This window comes from Rathayibacter tritici (assembly GCF_001641005.1).
Taxonomy (GTDB): domain Bacteria; phylum Actinomycetota; class Actinomycetes; order Actinomycetales; family Microbacteriaceae; genus Rathayibacter; species Rathayibacter tritici.
Genome location: NZ_CP015515.1, coordinates 2592519 through 2616772, shown reverse-complemented (window position 1 = coordinate 2616772; position 24254 = coordinate 2592519). Strand labels below are relative to the sequence as shown.

The following is a 24254-nucleotide window of genomic DNA, read 5'->3' as shown; positions in this document are numbered from 1 at the left end:
CAGAGAGCGCTCTATCGTTGATGTTGTGCTTTCATCGATTGTGTGGAAAGGTTTCCCTCCGTGGGAGACCACCCCCACGAAACCGGTGATTCGCGCGGAGTTCCTCCGGGCGTCGCCATCACCAGTACCCGAGTCGACGCGGCACACGCTTCGAGCCGCCACAGCCCCCCGATCCCGTCGGCGGGGAGCGGCCCCCTCGGCTGGTCCACCACTCAATGAGGAGGAAGTATGCGGTCATCCCTGCACCGCCGTATCACCGTCCCGGTCGCCGTTCTGGCAGCGGTCGGCATCGCACTCGCGGGCTGCTCCAGCAGCAGTGACCCCAACGACCCGAACGCCGGCGGCGGCAGCTCGGCCGGCACGGTCGGCACCGCCGACGGCGTCGTCAATGTCTACGGCACCATCAACGGCGACGAGGCCACCCTTCTCGAGCAGTCCTGGGCGGACTGGGAGAAGGAGAACAACATCGAGATCAAGTACACGGGCGACAAGGAGTTCGAGAAGCAGATCGGCATCAAGGTCCAGGGTGGCGACACCCCCGATCTCGCGATCTTCCCCCAGCCGGGCCTGCTCGCCGACACCGTCGCCTCGGGCAAGGTGCAGAAGCTCCCCGAGGGCGCGCTCGCCAATGTTAAAGAGAACTGGTCCGAGGACTGGCAGAAGTACGGGCAGGTCGACGGTACCCAGTACGGTGCTCCGCTGATGGCATCGGTCAAGGGCTACATCTGGTATTCGCCGGCCAAGTTCAAGGAGTGGGGCGTCTCCGTCCCCACGACCTGGGCCGAGATGCAGGCGCTCGGCAAGACGATCGCCGAGAAGACCGGCGGCCCCTCCTGGTGCGCAGGCTTCAACTCCGGTGAGGCCTCGGGCTGGCCCGGAACCGACTGGATCGAGGACGCCGTCCTCCGCGAGGCCGGCCCGGACACGTACGACTCCTGGGTCGCCGGTGACACACAGTTCACCGACCCCGCGATCAAGTCTGCGTTCGACTCCGTCGGCTCGATCCTCCTCGACCCGACTCTCGTCAATGCCGGCTACGGCGACGTGAAGTCGATCAACTCCACCGCATTCGGCGACGTCGCGCAGAACATGGCCAACGGCACCTGTGCGCTGACCCACCAGGCCTCGTTCTTCGAGGGCTTCCTCACCTCCGCGGGCGCCAAGGTGGCCGAGGACGGCGACGTGTGGGCCTTCCTCACCCCGCCGGTCAACGCCGACGACGCCCAGGCTGTCACCGGCGGCGGCGAGATGGTGGCCGCCTTCTCGAACGACGCCGACACCGCCAAGGTGCAGGAGTACCTCTCGAGCGCCGACTGGGCCAACAGCCGTGTCAAGCTCGGCGGCGTCATCTCCGCGAACAAGGGTCTCGACCCGGCCAACGCGGGCAGCGACGTCCTGAAGGACTCCATCGCGATCCTGCAGAACCCGGACACCACGTTCCGCTTCGACGCGTCCGACCTCATGCCGAAGGCCGTCGGCTCGGACAGCTTCTTCAAGGGAATCGTCGACTGGATCGACGGCACGAGCACCGACCAGGCGCTCGAGGAGATCCAGGCCGGCTACACCTCCTAGCAGCGGAGCAGAGCCGCCGCTCCCGAGTGGCGGTTCTGCTGTGACGGCCCGGTCCCCGAGATCCACGGATCCCGGGGACCGGGCCCCTCCTGAGTCCAGAGTCGCACTCGAAAGGGCGTCCATGTCCCCCATCACTGTCTCGGGGTTCTTCCAATGGCTGGCGGGGCTCCCGCCGCTGGCGCAGATCCCGCTCATCCTCCTGGCCTTCGCGGCTGTGGTGGCGTTGATCCTCTTCTTCGTCGAGATCGCGCCCCGTCGCGGCACCGGCTACACGATCCTCCGGCTCGCGGTCACCGTGCTCCTGCCGGTGGTGCTCCTGCTGGTCTTCGGCCTGTATAACTCCGTCCTCTGGGTCGCGGTCGTCGCAGCCGTCGTCGGCGGTGCGCTGTTCCTCCTCGATTTCCGGTCCCGCAAAGGCGCGGGCTACGGACTGCAACTCATCGCCTTCATGGCGCCGGCCGCCTTCTTCATCCTGATCGGCCTGATCTACCCGACGATCACCACCGCGATGAACGCCTTCATGAAGAATGACGGGTCCGGATTCGCCGGCATCGATAACTTCATCTGGGTCTTCACCAGCCCCGATGGCCTCACCGCCTTCCTCAACACGGTGGTCTGGGTGCTCCTGGCCCCGATCACTGCGACCGCTATCGGCCTCGCCTACGCCGTCTTCATCGACAAGAGCCGCGGCGAGAAGTTCTTCAAGCTGCTGGTTTTCATGCCGATGGCGATCTCGTTCGTCGGCGCATCGATCATCTTCAAGTTCTTCTACGACGTGCGCCAGGGCGAGCAGATCGGTGTGCTCAACGGCATCCTCACCGCCTTCGGTGCCCCGCCGGTCGACTGGCTGGGACTCGAGCCGTGGAACACGCTGTTCCTCGTCATCGTGCTGATCTGGACCCAGGCCGGCTTCGCGATGACCGTGCTCTCCGCCGCGATCAAGGGCGTTCCGTCCGAGCAGCTCGAAGCAGCCTCACTCGACGGCACCAGCGCCTGGCAGTCCTTCTGGAACGTCACCGTTCCGGGCATCCGCTCGTCGATCGTGGTCGTTCTCACGACGATCTCGATCGCGTCGCTGAAGGTCTTCGACATCGTCTCGGCGATGACCGGCGGCCGCTCCGACACCACGGTCCTCGCCTTCGAGATGGTCCGACAGTTCCAGCTCGGCGCCCGCAGCGGCTACAGCGCGGCCCTCGCCGTCATCCTGTTCCTGCTGGTGCTCCCGATCGTCGTCTACAACGCCCGCCAGCTCGCTAAGCAGAGGGAGATCCGATGAGCGTCACGCCCACTCCGATTCAAGTCCCGGTCGACCGCACCACCGAACGCGCGCTCGCCCGCGGCGAATCGAGGATCGAGGCGGCCAGCGGCAAGGTCAAGAAGGCGACCACATCCCGCGGAGCCACGCTCGCCGCGCTGATCATCGCCGTCATCTGGACTGTCCCGACCCTCGGCCTGTTCATCTCGTCGTTCCGCCCCGCGAACGACATCAAGACGACCGGCTGGTGGACGATCTTCGCCAACCCCGGCTTCACGCTCGACAACTACGCGAATGCCCTCAACTCGGGCGACAGCCTGACGCTGGGCAAGGCGTTCGTGAACTCGCTCGTCATCACGCTGCCCGCGGCTCTGATCCCGATCACGATCGCGAGCCTCGCGGCCTACGCGTTCGCCTGGATCGACTTCAAGGGCCGCAACACGCTCTTCGTGCTCGTCTTCTCGCTCCAGATCGTGCCGATTCAAATGGCACTCGTGCCGCTGCTCCAACTGTTCTCGGACGGCCTGCGCATCGGCGGGCTCTATATCCTCCCCGGTCTCGGAGTGAACGGGTTGGACGGCTCCTACGCCAAAGTGTGGATTGCGCACACGATCTTCGCCCTCCCGCTCGCGATCTTCATGCTCCACAACTTTATTTCCGAGATCCCGGGCGAAGTGATCGAAGCGGCCCGCGTGGACGGCGCCGGCCACGGGCAAATCTTCTTCCGCATCGTGCTGCCGCTCGCCGTTCCCGCGATCGCCTCCTTCGGAATCTTCCAGTTCCTCTGGGTCTGGAACGACCTGCTGGTCGCGACTGTCTTCACCTCCGGACAGGGATTGCCCATTACGAAGGCGCTGCAAGATCTCACCGGCTCCTACGGCCAGTCGTGGGAATTGCTGACCGCCGGGGCGTTCATCTCGATCATCGTGCCGCTCATCGTGTTCTTCTCTCTCCAGAGGTTCTTTGTCCGCGGCCTCCTCGCCGGCGCCACCAAGGGCTGACGGCCCGCGGGGGTGCCGTGGGCGGCGTTGTCGTCGTCGGCGGTAGCTCCGCTACAGCTCTCCTCCTCCGCCTTGCCCACGTCGCCCCCGCGGGCCGTCGGTAGTGCATGGAGGGGTGGGGTGCACGAACGAAGGCTCGGGTTCTGCTGCGCAGGGCCCGGGCCTTCGTTGTGTGGTGGCGCCTGTCGCGGCCGCCAAGAGAGGGGAGGGGTTCCTCCGGTGGTCGAGTAGGCGCGGGACGCGGTGTATCGAGACGCGGCGGCTGAGCGGGCGGGCGGGAGGGCTTGCACGACTTCGCCGTGGGCGGAAGCCTCGGACCGCGGCAACCAGCGGCGTTAGGGTCAAGCAGTGAGCAGGATGGGTGACGTCGCGGCAGGCGGCGGGATGCGCGGCGGGGCGCGCGGCGGGAGGATCTCGAGGAGCGACCCGGACAGTCAGCGCGAGATCAACGCGGCGGCACCCCGGGTGGACGACCTGCTCCGACGCATCGCGGGACTCTTCCGCGACCACCGGCCGAAGCTGACGCTCACCGTGATCCTCGTCCTAGCCGGTGCGTCCCTCACGGTCGTGCCGCCGCTGCTGACCCAGCTCGCCTTCGACCGCGGTCTCTTCCCGCCCGATGGACGTCCCCACCTCCCCGTGCTGCTCGAACTGGTCGGCGTGATGGTGCTGGTCTGGGCGCTCTCGGCGATCCTCGGCGTCTGGCAGACCTACCTCACCGCAACCGTCGGCAACACGGTCATGGGCGAGCTGCGCATCCGCCTCTTCCGCCATCTTCAGGCGATGGAACTCGGCTTCTTCACCCGCACCCGGACCGGCGTCATCCAGTCCCGCCTCGCCAACGACGTGGGCGGTGTGGCCACTGTGCTCACCAACACGGTCTCGAGCGTGCTCGGCAACACGGTGACGGTCATCGCGGCGGTCGTCGCGATGCTCCTCCTCTCCTGGCAGATGACGATCGTCGCCCTGGTCCTCACTCCGGTGCTCGTCATCGCCCAGCGCCGCGTCGGCCAGGTACGCGCCCGCATTGCGACCAAGACGCAGGAGTCGCTGTCCGAAATGACGGCGATCACGCAGGAGACGCTGAGCGTCTCGGGCATCCTGCTGGCCAAGAGCTTCGGCCGTCAGGAGTCTGAGGTGATGCGCTACGCCGACGAGAACGGCCGGCAGATCCAGCTACAGGTGCGCCAGCAGATGTCCGGCCAGTGGTTCTTCGCGATGGTGCAGATCTTCCTCTCGGTCATCCCCGTGATCGTCTATCTCGCCGCCGCCTGGCTGATCCTCGGCGGCACGACCGTCACCGCCGGGACCGTCGTCGCTTTCACCACCGTGCAGGCACGCCTGATGTGGCCGCTCCTGGGCCTGATGCGCGTTGCGCTCGACTTGCAGACGGCGGGCGCCCTCTTCGCCCGCATCTTCGAGTACCTCGACCTGCGCCCCGCGATCAGCGACCGACCGGACGCCCGCGACGTCGCCGGCCAGCTCGGCCGGGTCGAGCTGGATGACGTGGTCTTCCGCTATCCCGACCAGGCCGAGGACGCGCGGCCGACCCTCGACCACGTTTCTGTCTCGATCGAGCCGGGCGAATTCGTCGCCTTCGTCGGCCCCTCCGGCGCGGGCAAGACCACGATCTCGTACCTCGTCCCGCGCCTGTACGACGTGGCTGGCGGAGTGGTGCGCTTCGCCGGGACCGACGTGCGCGCGCTCCGGCAGGAGTCGCTCGTCTCCCACATCGGCATCGTCAGCCAGGAGACCTACCTGTTCCACGCGACGATCGCCGACAACCTCCGCTACGCGCGCCCCGACGCGACGCAGGAGGAGCTGGAGGCGGCCGCCCGCGCCGCGAACATCCACGCGACAATCATGTCCTTCCCCGACGGCTACGACACTCTGGTCGGCGAGCGCGGCTACCGGCTCTCCGGAGGCGAGAAGCAGCGCCTCGCCATCGCGCGCGTGCTTGTCAAGGACCCGGCGGTCCTCATCCTCGACGAGGCGACCAGCGCGCTGGACACCGTCTCTGAGCGGATCGTGCAGACCGCCCTCGACGACGCGGCTCGCGGCCGGACTACCATCGCGATCGCCCACCGGCTCTCGACGATCGTCGGAGCCGACGTCATCCACGTGGTCGAGGGCGGCCGTATCGTCGAGTCGGGCAGTCATCGCGACCTGCTCGGCCTCGGCGGGCTCTACGCCTCGCTCTACGCGCAGCAGACGGAGTCGTCCCTGCAGGGTTGAGCGTCCTGCGCCGTCGCCGGTCGGCCTACTCGCAGGCCACGCCGTCGCCGTCGCGGTCGAGCTTGCGGCTGTAGCCGGGGTCGCCCGTGCGGATCGGTGCGGCGCCCGCCGCGCGAACCGCGCCGCAGTTCGCGTACGACACGGAGCCGCCCCCATTGGGTACTGCGGCGGGCGCGGCGGCGGCTGGAGCGGCGGCGGATGTGGCGGCGGCGGATTTGGCTGCTGACTCCAGCTCGGCGATCCGGGCGTCGCGGCTCGCAAGGGTTGTGGTGGATGTGGCGGCCTCGGCGGTCATCGTGTCGACCTTCTGCTGCAGGCCGGCTGCTGACGCCTCGGCGGCGCTGCGCTTCGCGTCGACCTCGGCGAGCGCATCGGTCTGCTCCTCGAGTGAGTCTTCGGCACTCGACAGCTGCTGCTGCACGGCGGCAAGCTGCTCCTCGAGCTCGGTCGTGTCGGAGGCGCCGCTCGCGCCGCCCATCGCTGTGCCGACGAGGAGGGCGCCGACGCACGCCCACACCAGGGCCACGAGCGGAACCCGGCGGTGCTGACGGTCCCGCCTCCGCATCTTCGCCTTCACGGGCGGAAGGGGCGGCGGCCAGACGGTGGCGGACGGGCTGGGGTCGGTCATGGGGTACTCCTCGCGGCGGTCGAGCGCCCCTGATACTGGGGGCGATTGAAGCATCCAACCGTCAGCTGTCGGTCACAGCAAGGTGGTTCCACTCAGCCCGGGCCGATCCCGTCAGCGCAGGGGACTGTCGACGCGCACAACGTCAGCTGAGAGCACTCCTCATCCACGATGGTGGATGAGGACGGCTCTCAGCTGACGTTATGCGCGACGGAGGTGGTCACTCCGCCGGACGGTCGGCGAGCATCTGCTCCATCAGTGAGATCTCGGCCTCCTGAGCCGTGACAACGGAGGAGGCGAAGTCGGTCGCGACGGCGACGCGACTGCGCGCGAGAAGAGCATCCGCCATGTCGATCGCGCCGCGGTGATGGGCGATCATCAGTTCGAGGAACATCCGGTCGAAGCCGCGACCCGAGGCGTTGCTGAGAGACGCTATCTGGTCGGGGGTGGCAAGGCCCGGCATGTTGGCAGGCACGACGCCGTCCTCGGTGCCCATCCCCATCGACGAGTGCGCGTCGGCGGCACCAGCCAGGGTCGGTCGGCCCATCCAGGTCATCGACGGCTCGGGAGCGGCCTGCGGCAGGCCCCACGCGTTCAGCCAGCCGAAGAGCTGCCCGGCCTGCTGCTGCTGGGTGAGCAGGATGTCCTTCGAGACCGTCAGGACGTCGTCATCGGTGCTGCGCTCCTGGGCGATCATCGCCAGCTCGGCGCCCTGCAGGTGATGCACCTGCATGTCGCGCGCGAAGCCTGCCTCCGCGCTCGTGCTGGAGGGCGTCGCCGCAGAGGCGAACGGGGCGAGCGCGCCGAAGAGGTACCCGCCGGCCGCGCCGAGGAGCAGAGCGACCACGGCGACCGCGGCGACGAGGATCCGACCCCTACTGCTTGCCGGGCGCATCGATCCCTCCGGTGCAGGGGGCGCCGGGCTCGGGGGCGCTCGAGGATTGCCAGAAGCGCTCGACGAAGGCGTCGAGGCGCGGGTCGTCGGGGGAGTCGAGGGCGACCTGGGCGTCCCAGGCGCTCAGGACGATCGGGGAGTCGAGGCCCTCGTAGGGGGAGACGACGGAGTAGGTGTCCGGCATGGCGGCGATCAGCGCGTCGACCTCGCTCTGTGGCAGCTCGGGGTCGTATGTGGCCCAGACCGCGCCGTGCTCGAGATCGTGGACCGCGTTCTCGTTCGGGACGGGCTGGTCGTAGACGCCGCAGTTCATCCACACGGCATTGTGGGGTCCGGCGGCCGGCGGGGTTTGCGGGTACTCGACGGCGCCGGCGACGTGGGTCGCGTCGTTCTCGAAGGTCTGCAGGCCGTCGATCTGGCGAGCCTCGACGATCTGCTGGTTGCCGAAGACGGTGACCGCGACGATCCCGCCGACCGCGAGAACGGCCAGGGCCGAGAGTGACCAGATCCAGATGCGGGAGCCGCGCTTGCGGCGATCCTGCTCTCGCTTGTAGGCCTCGAGCTTTTCCTGTCGGGCGCGATTCTTGGCGGACATCGTGTCTTTGGGCACGGCGGCGTCTCTCGTTCTGAGGGTGGAAGGCGCCTGGTGGCGGGCGCAGGCGCCTGAGAGGCGCTCTCAGAGGATAACGAGACAGGCTTCGGATCGGATCACTGCGAGCCGTGGGAAGCCGGGCCGCCCGCTCCCCGATCGGCACGGACGATCGGGGGTGGGTCAGGGCGCGAAAGTGAGCCAGAGCAGCAGGCCGTTCAACACGATGAGGAAGACGGCGGCCAGGGCGGCGGCGAGGGTGGTGAACCAGCGGTTCGTCTGGTCGCCCATCAGCCGTCGGTCGCGGGTGAGGATCACGAGCGGCACCAGCGCGAAGGGGATACCGAACGAGAGCACCACCTGGCTCAGCACCAGTGCGCGCGTCGGATCGAAGCCGATCGCGAGTACGAGCAGCGCCGGGATCAGGGTCACCAGCCGGCGGGCGACCAGCGGCACCCGCACCCGCAACAGCCCGTGCATGATCTCGGCACCGGCGTAGGCGCCGACCGAGGTCGAGGCGAGACCGGAGGCGAGCAGGCCGACCGCGAACAGGGTCGCGACCACGGGTCCGAGCGCCGCGCCGATGGCTGCGTGCGCGCCCTCGAGACTGTCCGTCCCGGCGACGCCGGCGAGGGAGTGGGCGGCGAGGAGGAGGATCGCGAGGTTCACGGTGCCGGCGATGGCGAGCGCGATGGTGACGTCGATCCGCGTGGCGACGAGGATCCTCCGGCGGGCTCCGACGCCCTCGACGTGGCCGAAGCGATCGCGGGCGAGCGCGGAGTGCGCGTAGATCGCGTGCGGCATCACGGTCGCACCGAGGATGGAGGCCGCCAGCAGCACCGACTCCGAGCCCTCGAACCGCGGTACAAGACCGGCGACGGTGGCGCCCGCGTCCGGCGGATCGACGACGACGCCGACCGTGAAGCCGACCGCGATCAGTACCATCAGCCCCGTGATCACCCGCTCGAACGGCTGCGCCCCGCCCCGTGTCTGCACGAGCAGCAGCACCAGCGAGACCGCGCCGGTGACCAGCCCACCGGCGAGCAGCGGCAGTCCGAAGAGCAGGTTCAGCGCAATCGCTCCGCCGATCACCTCGGCGAGGTCGGTCGCCATCGCGACGGTCTCGGCCTGCAGCCAGTAGGCCCGGCGTCCCCAGCGGCCGCGGAGCCGGTCGCCGAGCAGCTCCGGCAGGCTGCGGCCGGTCATCAGGCCGAGCTTCGCCGAGAGGTACTGGATGAGCCACGCCATCAGGTTGCCCAGCACCACCACCCAGACCAGGAGGTAGCCGAATCGGGCGCCCGCCGTCATATTGCTGGCCACGTTCCCCGGGTCGAGGTAGGCGACTCCGGCGACCAGCGCCGGACCGAGCAGGCGGAGGAGAGGGATGTCGCCCGGACGCCGCGGCGGTGCGGCGATCGGTGAGGTCATTCGGGGTCCGTTCCGGGTCGACGGCGGCGCTCGCGGACCCCCACGATAGGGCACGGACACGGCGCGCGGCACTCCCTCCCGCGACCTCACCGAGAGCATGCACCGACCCCGTCACACGCCCCGACCCGGTTGGTACGCTGGCGAAATGACCCTGGACCGCGCTTTGCCCGCACGTCCGGACACCGGGATGGCCTACGCCGATTCGGTGCTCGACCTCATCGGCGACACTCCGCTGGTCAAGCTCGGCCCGGTCGCTGCCGGCGTGCAGGCCACGGTGCTGGTGAAGGTCGAGTACCTCAACCCCGGCGGCTCGTCGAAGGACCGCATCGCGACCCGCATCATCGACGCCGCCGAGCGTGACGGACTGCTGAAGCCGGGCGGCACGATTGTGGAGCCGACCAGTGGCAACACCGGGATCGGGCTCGCCCTGGTCGCTCAGCAGCGCGGCTACCGCTGCGTCTTCGTGCTGCCGGACAAAGTGGGGGAGGACAAGCGCAGCGTCCTCACCGCCTACGGAGCGGAGATCGTCGTCACGCCGACGGCCGTCGCTCCGGAGGATCCCGCCTCCTATTACTCCGTCTCTGACCGCCTCGCCCGCGAAATCCCCGGCGCCTTCAAGCCCAACCAGTACGCCAACCTCAACGGGCCGCTCAGCCACTACGAGACCACAGGACCCGAGATCTGGCGGGACACCGCCGGTCGGCTCACCCACTTCGTCGCCGGAGTCGGCACGGGCGGGACCATCAGCGGGGTCGGGCGCTACCTCAAGGAGGTGTCGGAGGGCCGCGTGCAGATCATCGGCGCCGACCCGGAGGGCTCGGTCTACTCGGGCGGCGGCGGGCGGCCCTACCTCACCGAGGGCGTCGGCGAGGACTTCTGGCCCAGCGCCTACGACCCGAGCGTCGTCGACCGGATCATCGCCTCCAGCGACGCTGAGTCGTTCGCGATGACCCGCCGCCTCGCCCGCGAGGAGGGCCTGCTCGTGGGCGGATCGAGCGGGCTCGCCGTCTCGGTGGCGCTCAAGGCCGCCGCCGAGCTCGGCCCCGAGGACGTGGTCGTCGTGCTGCTGCCGGACGGCGGACGCGGCTACCTCGGCAAGATCTTCAACGACCGGTGGATGCGCTCCTACGGTTTCCTCGAGATGCGCGACGAGGGCACCGTCCGCGATGTGCTCCGCGCCCGGGCGGCGAGCAGCCAGGCCGAGCTGCCTGCGCTCGTGCACGCGCATCCCACCGACACCGTCCGCGACGCGATCGGCATCATGACCGAGTACGGAGTGTCGCAGCTGCCGGTGCTGACCGCCGAGCCGCCCGTCGTGATGGGCGAGGTCGTCGGAGCGGTGGACGAGCGCGAGCTTCTCGACCGCGTCTTCACCGGCTCCGCCTCGATGAACGACCCGCTCGGCGAGTGCGTCGGCGACGCGCTCGCGCTGATCGGACTGGGCGAGAGTATCGTCGCCGCCCGCGCGGCGCTCAGCGAGCGCAGCGCCCTCCTCGTCACCGACGAGGGCAAACCCGTCGCGGTCATCACCCGCCAGGACCTCCTCACCTACGCCACGGCCTGACGGCCGTCGACCTCGCACCTCCGACCCAGGGAGACCGCTCAATGCCCAAGAAGCAGCACTTCGACACCCGCGCTATTCACGCTGGCCAGGAGTTCGATCCGACCACCGGCGCGGTCGTGCCGCCCGTCTACCTCACCTCGACGTTCGTTCAGGACGGCATCGGCGGGCTCCGTGGCGGCTACGAGTACGCCCGCTCGGCGAATCCGACCCGCGACTCCCTGCAGGAGCTGATCGCCTCGCTCGAGGGCGCCGACGTCGCCTACTCCTTCTCCTCCGGACTCGCCGCCGAGGACACCCTGCTGCGCGCCGCGCTCGCTCCCGGCGACCACGTGGTCCTGGGCAACGACGCCTACGGCGGCAGCCACCGCCTGATCGACCGGGTGCACAGCGCCTGGGGCGTGCGCAACACGGCCGTCGACATGGCGAACCTGCGCGAGGTGCAGCGAGCGATCGTCCCCGGCGAGACCAAGATGCTCTGGGTCGAGACTCCGTCGAACCCGCTGATGACGATCAGCGACATCGCCGAACTCGCCGATCTTGCCCACGCGCACGACCTGATCGTCGTCGTCGACAACACCTTCGCCTCCTCCGCTCTGCAGCAGCCGCTGGCGCTCGGTGCCGACGTGGTCGTGCACTCGACCACGAAGTACCTCGGCGGCCACTCGGACGTCGTCGGCGGCGCGCTCGCGCTGCGCTCCGGGCCGCTCGCCGAGAAGATCGCGTTTCTGCAGTTCGCGGTCGGAGCGATCTCCGGCCCGATGGACGCGTGGCTCACGGTCCGCGGCATCAAGACTCTCGGGGTGCGGATGGAGCGCCACTCGAGGAACGCGCAGGCGGTCGCCGAGTTCCTGGTGGAGCACCCGGCGGTGACGGCCGTGCACTACCCGGGTCTGCCGGGTCACCCGGGCCACGAGCTGGCGAAGCGCCAGATGTCGCGATTCGGCGGGATGCTCTCGCTCGAGCTCGGCACCCCGCGTGCGGCTCGGAAGTTCGCGGAGTCGACCGAGCTGTTCCAGCTGGCCGAGTCGCTCGGCGGTGTCGAGTCGCTGATCGGCTACCCGAGCGAGATGACGCACGCGTCGGTCAAGGGCACGCCGCTGGAGGTCTCGGAGTCGCTGGTGCGGCTCTCGGTGGGCCTGGAGGACTCGTCCGACCTGATCGCCGACCTGGCGGCGGCGCTGCCGAAGAAGTAGGGCACGACGTCTCGGTGCTGCGCTCGGTTCCGCCACTGACAGGATCGAGCGCAGCACCTCTCCGCGCCACTGCCACCGCTTTGAGCGGCTTCGGGACCGTCCCCGTGCGGGCCTCCGTTGTCGTCGATGAGCTCTGACGGAGATCTGCCGCTCAGGGTGCTCCGGCTAGCCTGGACTGATGCATCCCGCTCTCGCCGCCATCGGTCGGCGCGTCCGCCCCCGCACGCGCCTGGCCGCGCTGGGCCGTCGAGTCCGCCCCCGCGCGCACCTGAGCGGAGTGGCCCGGGTCCGGTACTCCGTCCAGCAGCGCCTCGCGGAGCGTCGCGCCGCCGCGGTCGCCGCCCGGCCGATCGACCACCCGTCGCCCGCCCTCCGCCTCGAGCTGCTGCTCCTCTCGCTCGCCAACCGCTTCTCGCGCCGCTCCGCGGTCGATCCGGCCGGCGAGGTCGTCGTGACGATGACCACTCACGGCGAGAGGCTGCAGCGCGTGCACGTGGCGCTCGAGTCGATCGCCCGCGGTCAGGCCCGGCCCGCGCGCCTGGTGCTCTGGCTGGACGACCCGGCCCTGCACGCCGACCTGCCCGCGCCGCTGCGCCGCCTGCGCCGCCGCGGTGTCGAGATCCGCCTGGTCGACGGTTACCGCGTGCACACGAAGTACTACCCGCACCTGCTCTCCGGCCGGGCGGGCGAGCGCGACCTCGTCACCTCCGACGACGACATCGTCTACCCGCGCACCTGGCTCCGTGGCTTGCTCGACGCTCGCTCCCGCTACCCCCGCGAGACCGTGCTCTGCTATCGCGCCCACCGAGTGGGCGTCGTCGACGGTGCCGTCGCGCCCTACACGAGCTGGACGCCGGTCGCCGACACCCTTGCCGCGACCGACGTCTTCGGCACCTCCGTCTCGGGTCAGCTGCTCCCCAGCGCCCTGCTCGGCGAGATCGCGGCGCACGGCGACGCGTTCCGCGAGATCGCTCCGGACGCCGACGACATCTGGCTGCACGTGCGCGCCGTCGACGCCGGCTACCGGATCGCGCAGATCGAGCCGCGCGCCCAGCTGTTCCCGTTCGTGCCGCGCACCCAGCAGTCGGGGCTCTACCTCGTCAACTACTGGGACGGGGGCAACGACCGCCAGGTCCGCGCCGCGTACACCCCGGAGGTGACCGCGGTGATCGCGGCCGATGCCGCAGCACGGGAGGTCGGGGCCTGATGCGCCTGCTGTTCGTGAGCAACCTGTACCCCCCGCAGGTGCTCGGCGGCTACGAGATGACCTGCGCGCGAGTAGCCGAGGCGATGGCTTCCCGCGGCCACACCGTGCGGGTGCTGACCACGCCGACCTATCTTCCTCCTGAGCCCTCGGGAGTGGAGCTGCACCGCACGCTGAGCCTGCGCACCTACTTCCCGCTGCCGCGGACCGGCGGTGAGGTCGCCCAGCTGATGCACCACGAGAGCGCCGTCTCGCGCTTCGAGAACACCCGGATCCTGCTGGAGGAGCTGCGCGAGTTCGCGCCGACGCACGTGGTCGCGTTCAACCTGCTCGGCCTCGGTGGCCTCGCGCTGATCGACCTGCTGCGCACGGTCGAGGCACCGTGGATGTGGAACCTGGGCGACCGCATCCCGAACGCCCTGGTCGACGGGCTGTCCGAGCGCGTGCTCGCGGTCTACGGCGCTCAGGCCCCCGACCACTTCGACCGCGGCGAGATCGTCGCCGTCAGCCGATCGCTCGTCGACTCGATCGAGGCCGGCGGCCTGAGGCTGGGCGAGGTCGAGGTGATCGGTCGCGGAGTGAGCGTACCGAGCGACTCCGCCGAGCCGAGGCACTACCGCGAGGGCGGGATCACGAGGTTCACCTTCGCCGCGTCACTCGGCGAGCACAAGGGCGTCGGGTTGGTACTGGAGGCGGCCGCGGCGCTCGCGGAGGAGACGCGCGACTTCCGCGTCGACCTCTACGGCGACGGCGATGTGGCCTGCTGGAGCGCGCGGGCGGCGGAGGCGGGCCTGGCTGGTGTGGTCGAGTTCCACGGAGCGACACCGCACGCCGAGGTGCTCGCCGCACACGGGCGCGCCGACGCCTTCCTCTTCCCCACCTGGGCGGGCGAGGCGTTCGGCGTCGCGCCGGTCGAAGCCGCAGCCGCGGGCGCCGTTCCGATCGTGACGGCGGCCAGCGGAGTCGCGGAGTTCCTCATCGACGGCGTCGACTGCATCAAGATCACCCGCTCCGCACCTGCCCTCCTCGCGGCGATGCGCGACGTCACGACCGGGGCGATCGACCTCGAGGCGCTCGGCCGCCGCGGCCGGGAGGCGGCCCGCGGACCGCTCTCGTTCGAGCGTTCGGTCGAGCTCATCGAGGCCTCGCTCGAGCGCCGCTTCCGGCCGGGCCTCGCGGAGCGCGTCGCCGACACCACTCTCGAGGCAGACATCATGGACAAGGATCAGCGGGCGATGGACGTGCTCCACCGCCGCTTCTCCGGACGGGATACCGACGATGACCAGTGACCACGACTTCCTCCAGGACCCGGCCGCCGCGCCGACCCGGTTCGGACGCGGCGGCCTCGCCCTCCGCGACGCTGTGTACCGGCTGGTCTCGCCCTGGTTCGAGCAGGCGCGGCTGCGCACGGAGGAGTTGCGCGGCGAGACCGCGGCCCTGCGCGATGAGGTGGCCGGGCTGCGCGGCGAGGCAGCCGGGCTCCGCGGCGAGGCGGCCGGGCTGCGCGGCGAGCTGGACGCCGCCCGGGCCGAGACAGAAGCGTTGGGCGAGGAAGCTGCGGGGCTGCGCGCGGGGCTCGACGAGCTCAGTGCGGTCGTGGCCGAGCTCCGCGGCTCGATCGCGGAAGGGCAGGACCGGGCGGCGGAGTCCGAGGCCGTGGTCGCGGAGCGCGCAGCGGGCCTCGAGGAGCGCGTGCGCGGATCGGAACTGGAGCTGCGGGCTGTGGCGCGACGGTTGGCGGAGGCGCTCGACGGAGCGTGAGGCGGAGCTGCGGGCCGTGACCCGGCGACGGGCGCGGGCGCTCGATCGGGTGTAGCCGCGACGGTTTGCACGTAATTTGTTGGCGTGTTATGACGATTGACGAGCAGTTTCTCACGCTGATAGAAGCGCAAAGGTCCTGGTCTAGCCGGGTTTCCCTCGCCTGAGCGGCGTCTCTCGCGTATGCGGCGTTTCGCGCCGGGACAGGCGACGACCTCTCGACTTCTGCTTTCCTCGGATTCGTCAACAGACCATCCGGAAGGAACCTCCCTGAATGACCTCACCCCCTCTCTTTCCTCCCATCGTCGGATCGCTGCTGCTCGCCGCCTCCTCGGTCGTAGCGGTCGGCGTCGCTCCGGCGAATGCTACTGAGCAGACCAAGTTCTGCCGTGATGGGCGATACTGCGCTTGGGAGGACGACAAGAAGCAGGGGCAGATCTTCAATAACGTCGTGACAATGAGCTATGTCGGTCACTCGTGGAACGACCGAACTTCGAGCATCACGGCGGACGAATGATGCGTGCTCGTATCCTCCCGCTCGGGTGCGCGCTGCTCCTGCTCAGTGGATGCTCGTCCGGCGCAGATGACGGTGTGCATAAGCCGTCGTCGATCGAGTTCGTGCCGAATGCCGCTGTGCTCGAGGAGGCGACGGAGACGGTGCAGGAGCCGCTGGACGAGTACGGACCGAACGCGCACGAGCGGCAGCTGCTCGAACGGGGGTCGGACCTGCTCGCAGAGGACTGCGTTCGCGCGGCCGGTTACGACGTGAGTTTCCCGAACGTGCTCGACTATCCGCCCTCCACCATGTGGTCGCTGAAGTATTTCGGCGTGTGGACGAAGGCGAGGGCGCTGCAAGGAGGTCTCGGGATGGCGCCAAGTGCGCTCGCCGAGGCACGTCAGCACAACGAGGCCTTGTACTCCGATAAGACGCATCGCGCGATTTTACAGTGCGTCGGCGTCGACAGCAGAAGCGAGGAGATCGCGTCGCTGAGCTACCGGACGCCCGAGGAGTCGATTCACGAGCGGGGTCGGAAGGCGACCTGGAGCTGGGCGAGCGACGACCCCATCTGGGCGCACGCCCAGTCCGAGTTCGGCGCCTGCCTGTCCGGGAAGGGCTATGCCTTGGACGAGCAGCGGGCGGTGACCTCTCCGAAGATCGCCGATGCTGCGGACAGTGAGGCGGGTACCCGTGCTGCGCTGGATCAGGTGGAGTGCTTGTCGTCGACGGGTGCGGCGCAGACGTTCGTGGATGTGGTCGCCGCATATCAGGTGGCATTCATCGCCGAGAATGAGGCGGCGCTGGTGGAGGACAAGAAGGAGACGGATAAGCGGGTCGCGTTCGCGGAGAAGGTGATCAGTGAGCACGGCGGACACTGACGAAGGCCCGACGCTCCGACTCCGTCCCCGCCCCTGGGTGATCGTCGTTGTGCTGGTCCCCGTGATCGGCGCGATGGCGGCCGCCTTCCTCCTGGGGCAGGCGTTGCGTGCCCCCGACGCGACCGCCTTCGGCAACGCGCAGCGGACGCTGACGACGACGGGCACGGTCGAGAAGCGCACGCTGCCGCTTCCGTCGGCGCTCGGCACGGTCGGCGGCAGCACGGCCGTCAGCGTCCAGGCCGTCGCCCCCTCCGGGGCGGCGGCCGCGCAGATCACGGCGGCGCCGCTCGGCGTGGGCTCGGCCGTGGTCGACGGCGCACTCCTGTTCGCCGTAGCGGAGCGGCCCGTGTTCGCCCTGGCGATCGACGGACCGCACTATCGGGATCTCGCCCAGGGCGACGAGGGCGAGGACGTCCTCGCCCTCAATGGCGCACTCGCCGGCCTCGGCTACGCGGCGGATTCGGAGGAGGACACCTACGACTCCGCGACCGTCGCCTCCCTGGCGGCCTTCTACGAGGACCGCGGCTACCGGGCGCAGCGCGGGCCCGACGTGGTCTCGGCGGCTCCCGCCTCAGCGCTCCCCTCGGCAGCGCCGAGCGGGACGCAGCCGACGCCGGCCCCCACCACCACCGTGCTCGGCCCGCGCGGCGGCCGCCTGCCGTTCAGTGAGATCGTCGACCTGGACCGGTCGGACTTCACCGTCGCCACCGCGCCGTCCCTCTACTCCGTGATCCCTGGCGACGGCACGGTCATGACCTGGACGGTGCCGCCCGACCGCGTCATCGCCCGGGTCGACGTCGCCTCCGCCGACTCCCTCGCGGTCGGCGCTGCCGCGTCCATCGTCGATCCCGCCTCCACCAAGCACGCGACCGGGACGATCGAGAGCATCGGGCCATTCAAGCCCGCGGTCGACAAGTCGGCTCCCGGGCACGACGTCACCGTCCTCGTCTCGGCCGAGACGCGGACCTCCCTCGCTGCCGGGTCATCCGTCACCGTGACCTTCGGCGACCGCGGCGCCGAGCGGATCGCCGTTCCGGCCACCGCACTGCGGCAGGACGGCGCCACGAGCTTCGTGGACGTCGACCGGCCGGACGGCCGCCAGCGGGTCGACATCGAGGTCCGCGTAGTCGCGGACGGCTGGGCGCTGCTCGACGGCGAGCCCGCGCTCTCGGTCGGCGATACCGTCGTGATCGGCTGACCGGTGCCTGTCCTCGAATGCTCCGGAGTCGAGCGCCGCTTCGACGTGAACAACCACCCCCTGCGCGGGGTCGACCTCGTCGTGCACCGCGGTGAGTTCGTCGCCATCACCGGACCCTCGGGATCCGGGAAGTCCACGCTCCTGAACATCCTCGGCCTACTCGACCGCCCGAGCGAGGGCCGCTTCCTCGTCGATGGGATCGACACGGCGGTGATGGCGGACCGGCAGCGTGACGAGCTCCGCGCTCGGCGGTTCGGCTTCGTCTTCCAGGACGCCCACCTGCTGCCGGGCCGCACCGCCGCCCAGAACATCGCGGTCGGTGCCCATGCGGGGCGGATCGACGAAGACGCGATGACGGAGCGGATCACCGAGGCTCTCGCCGCGGTCGGGCTCGCTCATAAGGCGAACGCGCGCGTCGACCTGCTCTCGGGAGGAGAGCGTCAGCGCGTGGCGATCGCTCGCGCTCTGGTCCACCGGCCGAGCGTCCTCCTGCTCGACGAGCCGACGGGGAGCCTCGACGAGGAAACCGGCGACCGCATCGTCGGCCTCCTCGAGACGCTGCGCGAGGGCGGCCTCGCGCTCGTGGTCGTCACCCACGATACGAGGCTGGCCGCTCGGGCCGATCGGAACCTGGCCATGCGGCGTGGACGCCTCGAGGGTCCGGACGCATTAGCGGACGAGAGCGCCGCCGCCTCCCCGCCTCCTGCTCCATCACGCGATGCGCGTCGGCACCGCGTGCGCGCTCTGATCGCGGACACCGTGCTGGGCTTGCTCGCCGCACCTGCACGAGCGCTGGTCGCGGTCGCGATCGTCGCGATCGGGGCGGGCGGCTTCGTCGCCGCCGACGCGCTCGCCGTGACGGCTGCGCGCCAGGTCGATGACACGGTCCGGAGTGCTGCCGGCGACCTCGTGCGGCTGACGTCGAGCGGAGCGAGCGGGGACGTGACCGAAGAAGACGCTGAGCGCCTTGCGGGCGTCGAGGGCGTCCTGCACGTCGGGCTGCGCTGGGACGTCGCGGGTCTTCGCGCGCCGGTCCAGCGGGCTCCGGAGGCGGTGCTCGACCCCAGCGCCGAGAACGTCTCCGTCGTCGCCCTCGGGGCCGACGCGGTGGGAGCCCTGGGAATCACGACGGAGCCGGCGTCGGCTGGTGGGCTGCTCTCGGCTCCGGAGCCGGTCTCCGGTCGGATCGCTCTCGTCGGAGCGGAGGCGGCGGAGCGGCTCGGCATCGTTCCGGGGGCCGAGGGAGCCACCCTCTCGATAGGGGGCAGATCCTTCAGCGTCGTGGGCGCCATCACCGCTGTCGGCCCGGCCGCTGCCGACCTGAGCCGGGCGATCGTCATCGGCCGGGAGGCGGTCACCATGATCTCGACGGGAACCCAGCCGGGAATACTCCTGGCCTCGACCGAACCAGGGCTGGCCAGGGCGGTCGCGGACATCGCTCCCACGGCTCTGGATCCGGCTGTTCCGACCACCTTCCACGCTGAGACGACCGCCGATCTCACGCAGCTGCGCAGCAGGATCAACGCTCAGCTCGAGCAACTGGTCCGGACGACGGGGACAGTGCTGCTGGTCCTGGCAGGGCTTGGTGCATTCGCTACCGCGTGGAGCGGAGTCAGCTCGCGGAGGGCCGAGATCGGTCTTCGCCGGGCACTCGGAGCATCTCGCACCGCGATCGGCGCTCTCTTCGTCCTCGAGAGCGCGATGACGGGACTCCTCGGCGGCGCTCTCGGCACCGCGCTCGGGATCGGGGTCGTCCTCGCGATTTCGACGGGGCAGGGCTGGTCTCCCGTCGTCACGGTGGCGGTCCTCTGGCAGGGACCGCTGCTGGGAGCGCTGGTCGGGGGAGTCGCGGCGAGCGTGCCTGCCGCAAGATCGGCGGCCGTCGATCCGGCTCGGGAGCTGCGCAGCTGATCGTCCGCCTCCTGCCACACTGGGCGGATGAGCGCGCTCCGGGTGGTCGTCGCGCCGGACTCGTTCAAGGGGTCCGCGAGTGCGGTCGAGGTCGCGCGGGCGCTCGCCGAGGGGTGGAGCGCCGAGCGTCCGGGCGACGAGGTCGTCCTCGCGCCGATGGCCGATGGCGGAGAGGGCACGGTCGAGGCCTTCGGGCTGGCTGTGTCGGGAGCGCAGCGGCACTCGACCGTCGTTCCCGGCCCCGATGACCGCCCGGTCAACGCCGACTGGCTGCTGCTGCCGAACGGCGCCGCCGTGGTCGAGCTCGCGTCCGCGAGCGGAATCAGCCTGCTCGATCCCCTCCGCCCACTCACCGCCCACACCCGCGGCTTCGGACGAGCGATCGCCGCCGCGCTCGATGAAGGAGCGCACTCGCTGCTGCTCGCGATCGGCGGCAGCGCCTCGACCGACGGTGGCGTCGGCGCCCTGCGCGAGCTCGGCGCCCGCTTCACCACCCTCTCCGGTCACGACCTCGGCGACGGAGGTGGGGCACTGATGGAGCTCACCGGCGTTGACCTGCGCGGGCTCCGGCCGCTGCCGCTCGGGGGCGCCGTCGTGCTCAGCGACGTCACGGCTCCGCTGCTCGGCGACTCTGGAGCGGCTCGCGTCTTCGGGCCGCAGAAGGGGGCAGGGCCCGAGGATGTGCTTCGGCTCGACGGCGGCCTCCGGCATCTCGCGGCGCACCTCGACGCCGACCCGGACGCGCCGGGAGCCGGAGCGGCGGGCGGCACCGGATTCGGGCTGCTCGCCTGGGGTGCGCGGCTGGCCCCTGGCGCCGACGCTGTCGGACGGGCCGTCGGGCTTCCGGCGCTCCTCACCGGCGCCGACGTCGTGATCACGGGGGAGGGGCGCTTCGACGCCCAGTCCGCGGCGGGCAAGGTTCCCTCCTACGTCCTCGGACTCGCGGAGGCGGCCGGTGCGCGGGCGCTGCTCGTCGCCGGCGCGATCACCGCACCGACCACCGGCTTCTCCGCGGCAGGGTCGCTGACGGAGGCTGCCGGCTCGGCCTCCGCGGCGCTCGCAGACCCGGTCCGGTTCCTCGGCGCCGTCGCCAGGGTGTGGGCTGCGCGCCTGCTCTGACTTCCCATCGGTGTCGGTGGTCGGGCGTACTCTCCGGGCATGCCGACACGCCGCACGGCGTTGTACCCAGGGAACGGATCTGTCTCATCCACAGCTGTGGATGGTTCGTCCCGATCCGCGTCCTTGCGCGGTTCCACGGGCTCCGGCCTGTGGATGAACGGGGGAGGAACCGGTGGATAACTACACGGCTGTAACTACTACGTCTAGTGGGCTGACGCCGGGCCCCCCACTATATGTAGTATTGACGAACGGGTCGGAGCGAGAGCTCCACCGGCCCCCTGAACCTCCTCCTGCTCCTCCCACCACCTCCTCCCCGACCCCGCCCGAACCCCGGGCCACCGGCCGCGGAGCGGCACCGGAACACTCCCCTCCGAAAGGCGACACACATGGCTGTGACGGTCTACACCAAGCCCTCCTGCGTCCAGTGCACGGCGACGTACCGCGCCCTCGACAGCAAGGGCATCGACTACGAGGTGTTCGACCTCTCCGTCGACGAGAAGGCCCTCGAGGCCGTGAAGGCCCTCGGCTACCTTCAGGCGCCGGTCGTCATCACGGACGATGATCACTGGTCCGGCTTCCGCCCCGACAAGATCGCGACCCTCTAAGGCGCACGGGCGGCGATTCGCGGCGTTGTCGGCGGGCGCCGTAGCGCCGCTACGGCTTCCTTCTCCGCGTTGCGACTCACCACCCGTGCACCTCAGAGGGGGGTCGGCGGGAAGCGGATGAACGAGGGAGGGCGGATGAGCGGGCTGGTGTACTTCTCGAGTAGTTCGGGGAACACGCACCGGTTCGTCGAGAAGCTCGGGCGGCCGGCGCAGCGGATTCCGCTCCACGCCCGGCGGGACGGAGCGGCGCTCGACACCCTCCACGTTTCTGAGCCCTACGTGCTCGTCCTCCCCACTTACGGCGGCGGCAACGGCGCAGGCGCGGTCCCCAAGCAGGTCATCCGGTTCCTCAACGATCCGTGCAATCGCTCCCTGATCCGAGGGGTCATCGGCGCCGGCAACACGAATTTCGGCGAGGCGTACTGCCTCGCCGGGGACATCATCGCCCGCAAATGCGCGGTACCGCACCTCTACCGCTTCGAAGTATTCGGAACACCCGACGACGTCCGCGCCGTCGATGAAGGATTGGACTCGTTTTGGACGCAGCAGTGATCGACGCTCCCCGCGACGCCGCACAGATGGACTACCACTCGCTCAACGCGATGCTGAACCTGTACGGCCCGGATGGAGAGATCCAGTTCGAGAAGGACCGCGAGGCCGCTCGCGAGTTTTTTCTGCAGCACGTCAACCAGAACACCGTGTTCTTCCACACGCTCAAGGAGCGACTCGACTACCTGGTCGAGAAGGAGTACTACGAGCAGGCCGTGCTCGATCAGTATTCGTTCGAGTTCATCCAGCAGCTCAACGACCTCGCGTACTCGAAGAAGTTCCGCTTCGCGACCTTCCTCGGTGCGTTCAAGTACTACACCTCCTACACGCTGAAGACCTTCGACGGGAAGCGCTACCTCGAACGCTTCGAGGACCGCGTCGTGATGACCGCTCTCGGCCTCGCGCAGGGCGACGAGACGCTCGCGACCGCCCTCGTCGAGGAGATCGTCGCCGGCCGCTTCCAGCCCGCGACACCCACCTTCCTCAACACCGGTAAGGCTCAGCGCGGCGAACTCGTCTCGTGCTTCCTGCTCCGCATCGAAGACAACATGGAGTCGATCGCCCGCGGTATCAATTCCGCGCTCCAGCTCTCCAAGCGCGGCGGCGGCGTCGCCCTCTCGCTCTCGAACATCCGCGAGGCCGGTGCCCCGATCAAGCAGATCGAGAACCAGTCCTCGGGCATCATCCCCGTGATGAAGCTCCTCGAGGACAGCTTCAGCTACGCCAACCAGCTCGGAGCGCGCCAGGGCGCGGGAGCTGTCTACCTCTCGGCGCACCACCCCGACATCCTCCGCTTCCTCGACACCAAGCGCGAGAACGCCGACGAGAAGATCCGCATCAAGACGCTCTCCCTCGGCGTCGTCGTGCCCGACATTACGTTCGAACTCGCGAAGAACAACGAGGACATGTACCTCTTCTCGCCCTATGACGTCGAGCGCGTCTACGGCATCCCCTTCGGCGACATCTCCCTCTCGGAGAAGTACCGCGAGATGGTCGACGACCCGCGCATCAAGAAGAGCAAGATCTCGGCGCGCGAGTTCTTCCAGACCATTGCCGAGATCCAGTTCGAGTCGGGCTACCCCTACATCGTGTTCGAGGACACGGTGAACCGGGCGAACCCGATCAAGGGCCGGATCAACATGTCCAACCTCTGCTCCGAGATCCTGCAGGTGAACACTCCGACGACCTACAACGAGGACCTCTCCTACGCGCAGGTCGGTAAGGACATCTCCTGCAACCTCGGCTCGCTGAACATCGCGCTGACGATGGACTCGCCCGACTTCGGCCGCACCATCGAGACCGCGATCCGCGGCCTCACCTCGGTGTCCGACCAGTCGCACATCGCCTCGGTCCGCTCGATCGAGGACGGAAATGACAAGTCGCATGCCATCGGCCTCGGCCAGATGAACCTGCACGGCTACCTCGCCCGCGAGCGGATCCACTACGGATCCGAGGAGGGCATCGACTTCACCAACATCTACTTCTACTCGGTGCTGTTCCACGCCCTGCGCGCCTCCAACACCCTCTCGATCGAGCGCGGCACCACCTTCGAGGGGTTCGCGGACTCGACGTACGCCTCGGGCGCGTTCTTCGACACCTACACCGAGAAGGAGTGGGCGCCGGCCACCGAGCGCGTCGCCCGCCTCTTCGCCGACGCGGGCATCGCCGTCCCCACCCAGGACGACTGGCGTGCGCTCAAGGCCTCCGTCATGGAGCACGGCATCTACAACCAGAACCTGCAGGCCGTTCCGCCGACCGGATCGATCTCGTACATCAACAACTCGACGTCCTCGATCCACCCGATCGCGTCGAAGATCGAGATCCGCAAGGAGGGCAAGCTCGGCCGCGTCTACTACCCGGCGCCGTTCATGACGAACGACAACCTGGAGTACTACCAGGACGCGTACGAGATCGGCTACGAAAAGATCATCGACACCTATGCCGCGGCGACGCAGCACGTCGACCAGGGCCTCTCGCTCACCCTCTTCTTCAAGGACACCGCGACCACCCGCGACGTCAACCGCGCCCAGATCTACGCCTGGCGCAAGGGCATCAAGACGATCTACTACATCCGCATCCGCCAGCTGGCACTCGAGGGCACCGAACTCGACCAGTGTGTCTCATGCATGCTGTAGAGCCCTCTCTCACCCGCATCACCCATCCGCAGTAGCGAGAA

21 protein-coding genes are annotated in these 24254 nt (G+C 69.4%); 17 read left to right on the top strand and 4 right to left on the bottom strand.

What is annotated here, in order from left to right; all coding sequences use genetic code 11:
- Nucleotides 1-228 precede the first annotated feature (228 nt).
- The 4 genes from A6122_RS11800 (at nt 229) to A6122_RS11785 (ending at nt 6063) form a co-directional block, all read left to right on the top strand.
- Nucleotides 229-1572 (top strand): ABC transporter substrate-binding protein, encoded by a 1344-nt coding sequence (locus A6122_RS11800; RefSeq protein ID WP_068255176.1) that lies wholly within the window; start codon nt 229-231, stop codon nt 1570-1572.
- Nucleotides 1573-1693: 121 nt separating this feature from the next.
- Nucleotides 1694-2848: a carbohydrate ABC transporter permease gene (locus A6122_RS11795; protein WP_068255174.1), complete on the top strand. Its 1155-nt coding sequence runs from the start codon at nt 1694-1696 to the stop codon at nt 2846-2848.
- Complete coding sequence (locus tag A6122_RS11790; protein ID WP_068255172.1) at nt 2845-3828, top strand: carbohydrate ABC transporter permease; 984 nt, start codon at nt 2845-2847, stop codon at nt 3826-3828. The genes A6122_RS11795 and A6122_RS11790 overlap by 4 nt, the downstream gene beginning before the upstream one ends.
- Before the next feature lie 357 nt (nt 3829-4185).
- The gene (locus A6122_RS11785) at nt 4186-6063 is read left to right on the top strand and encodes an ABC transporter ATP-binding protein (protein ID WP_068255170.1); all 1878 of its coding nucleotides are present in this window, start codon (nt 4186-4188) and stop codon (nt 6061-6063) included.
- A gap of 25 nt (nt 6064-6088) precedes the next feature.
- Here the strand turns inward: A6122_RS11785 and A6122_RS17370 are convergent, their stop codons facing one another.
- From A6122_RS17370 to A6122_RS11765, 4 genes are all read right to left on the bottom strand, one after another.
- Nucleotides 6089-6691: an excalibur calcium-binding domain-containing protein gene (locus tag A6122_RS17370; RefSeq protein ID WP_237358182.1), complete on the bottom strand. Its 603-nt coding sequence runs from the start codon at nt 6689-6691 to the stop codon at nt 6089-6091.
- Nucleotides 6692-6908: 217 nt separating this feature from the next.
- Nucleotides 6909-7583 (bottom strand): DUF305 domain-containing protein, encoded by a 675-nt coding sequence (locus A6122_RS11775; RefSeq protein WP_068255168.1) that lies wholly within the window; start codon nt 7581-7583, stop codon nt 6909-6911.
- Nucleotides 7564-8193, bottom strand: coding sequence for a DUF3105 domain-containing protein (locus A6122_RS11770; protein WP_237358181.1), 630 nt, complete (start codon nt 8191-8193; stop codon nt 7564-7566). The genes A6122_RS11775 and A6122_RS11770 overlap by 20 nt, the downstream gene beginning before the upstream one ends.
- 162 nt (nt 8194-8355) lie before the next feature.
- Complete coding sequence (locus tag A6122_RS11765) at nt 8356-9600, bottom strand: Nramp family divalent metal transporter (protein ID WP_068255164.1); 1245 nt, start codon at nt 9598-9600, stop codon at nt 8356-8358.
- A gap of 187 nt (nt 9601-9787) precedes the next feature.
- Between A6122_RS11765 and A6122_RS11760 the strand changes: the two genes are divergently transcribed.
- The 13 genes from A6122_RS11760 (at nt 9788) to nrdE (ending at nt 24213) form a co-directional block, all read left to right on the top strand.
- On the top strand, nt 9788-11164 hold the full coding sequence (locus A6122_RS11760; RefSeq protein ID WP_068255162.1) for a cystathionine beta-synthase: 1377 nt from the start codon (nt 9788-9790) through the stop codon (nt 11162-11164).
- A gap of 41 nt (nt 11165-11205) precedes the next feature.
- Nucleotides 11206-12357, top strand: coding sequence for a cystathionine gamma-synthase (locus tag A6122_RS11755; protein WP_068255159.1), 1152 nt, complete (start codon nt 11206-11208; stop codon nt 12355-12357).
- A gap of 178 nt (nt 12358-12535) precedes the next feature.
- A complete protein-coding gene (locus A6122_RS17015; RefSeq protein WP_167542383.1) occupies nt 12536-13564 on the top strand; it encodes a glycosyltransferase in 1029 nt (342 codons plus the stop codon).
- On the top strand, nt 13564-14850 hold the full coding sequence (locus tag A6122_RS17010; protein WP_068255158.1) for a glycosyltransferase: 1287 nt from the start codon (nt 13564-13566) through the stop codon (nt 14848-14850). Before A6122_RS17015 ends, A6122_RS17010 begins: the two co-directional genes overlap by 1 nt.
- Nucleotides 14840-15322, top strand: a complete 483-nt coding sequence (locus A6122_RS11740) for a hypothetical protein (protein WP_068255155.1) — start codon at nt 14840-14842, stop codon at nt 15320-15322. Before A6122_RS17010 ends, A6122_RS11740 begins: the two co-directional genes overlap by 11 nt.
- A gap of 271 nt (nt 15323-15593) precedes the next feature.
- Nucleotides 15594-15836: a peptidase inhibitor family I36 protein gene (locus A6122_RS11735; protein WP_068255153.1), complete on the top strand. Its 243-nt coding sequence runs from the start codon at nt 15594-15596 to the stop codon at nt 15834-15836.
- Nucleotides 15797-16696 (top strand): hypothetical protein, encoded by a 900-nt coding sequence (locus A6122_RS11730; RefSeq protein ID WP_167542382.1) that lies wholly within the window; start codon nt 15797-15799, stop codon nt 16694-16696. Before A6122_RS11735 ends, A6122_RS11730 begins: the two co-directional genes overlap by 40 nt.
- The gene (locus tag A6122_RS11725) at nt 16677-17894 is read left to right on the top strand and encodes a hypothetical protein (protein WP_068255147.1); all 1218 of its coding nucleotides are present in this window, start codon (nt 16677-16679) and stop codon (nt 17892-17894) included. Before A6122_RS11730 ends, A6122_RS11725 begins: the two co-directional genes overlap by 20 nt.
- 3 nt (nt 17895-17897) lie before the next feature.
- Nucleotides 17898-19805, top strand: coding sequence for an ABC transporter ATP-binding protein/permease (locus A6122_RS11720; protein ID WP_068255144.1), 1908 nt, complete (start codon nt 17898-17900; stop codon nt 19803-19805).
- A gap of 27 nt (nt 19806-19832) precedes the next feature.
- Nucleotides 19833-20924, top strand: a complete 1092-nt coding sequence (locus tag A6122_RS11715) for a glycerate kinase (protein ID WP_068255141.1) — start codon at nt 19833-19835, stop codon at nt 20922-20924.
- 386 nt (nt 20925-21310) lie between these two features.
- Nucleotides 21311-21529, top strand: a complete 219-nt coding sequence (gene nrdH, locus A6122_RS11710; protein WP_068255139.1) for a glutaredoxin-like protein NrdH — start codon at nt 21311-21313, stop codon at nt 21527-21529.
- A gap of 135 nt (nt 21530-21664) precedes the next feature.
- The gene (gene nrdI, locus A6122_RS11705; protein WP_068255137.1) at nt 21665-22081 is read left to right on the top strand and encodes a class Ib ribonucleoside-diphosphate reductase assembly flavoprotein NrdI; all 417 of its coding nucleotides are present in this window, start codon (nt 21665-21667) and stop codon (nt 22079-22081) included.
- A gap of 26 nt (nt 22082-22107) precedes the next feature.
- A complete protein-coding gene (gene nrdE / locus A6122_RS11700; RefSeq protein ID WP_068257577.1) occupies nt 22108-24213 on the top strand; it encodes a class 1b ribonucleoside-diphosphate reductase subunit alpha in 2106 nt (701 codons plus the stop codon).
- Nucleotides 24214-24254 lie beyond the last annotated feature (41 nt).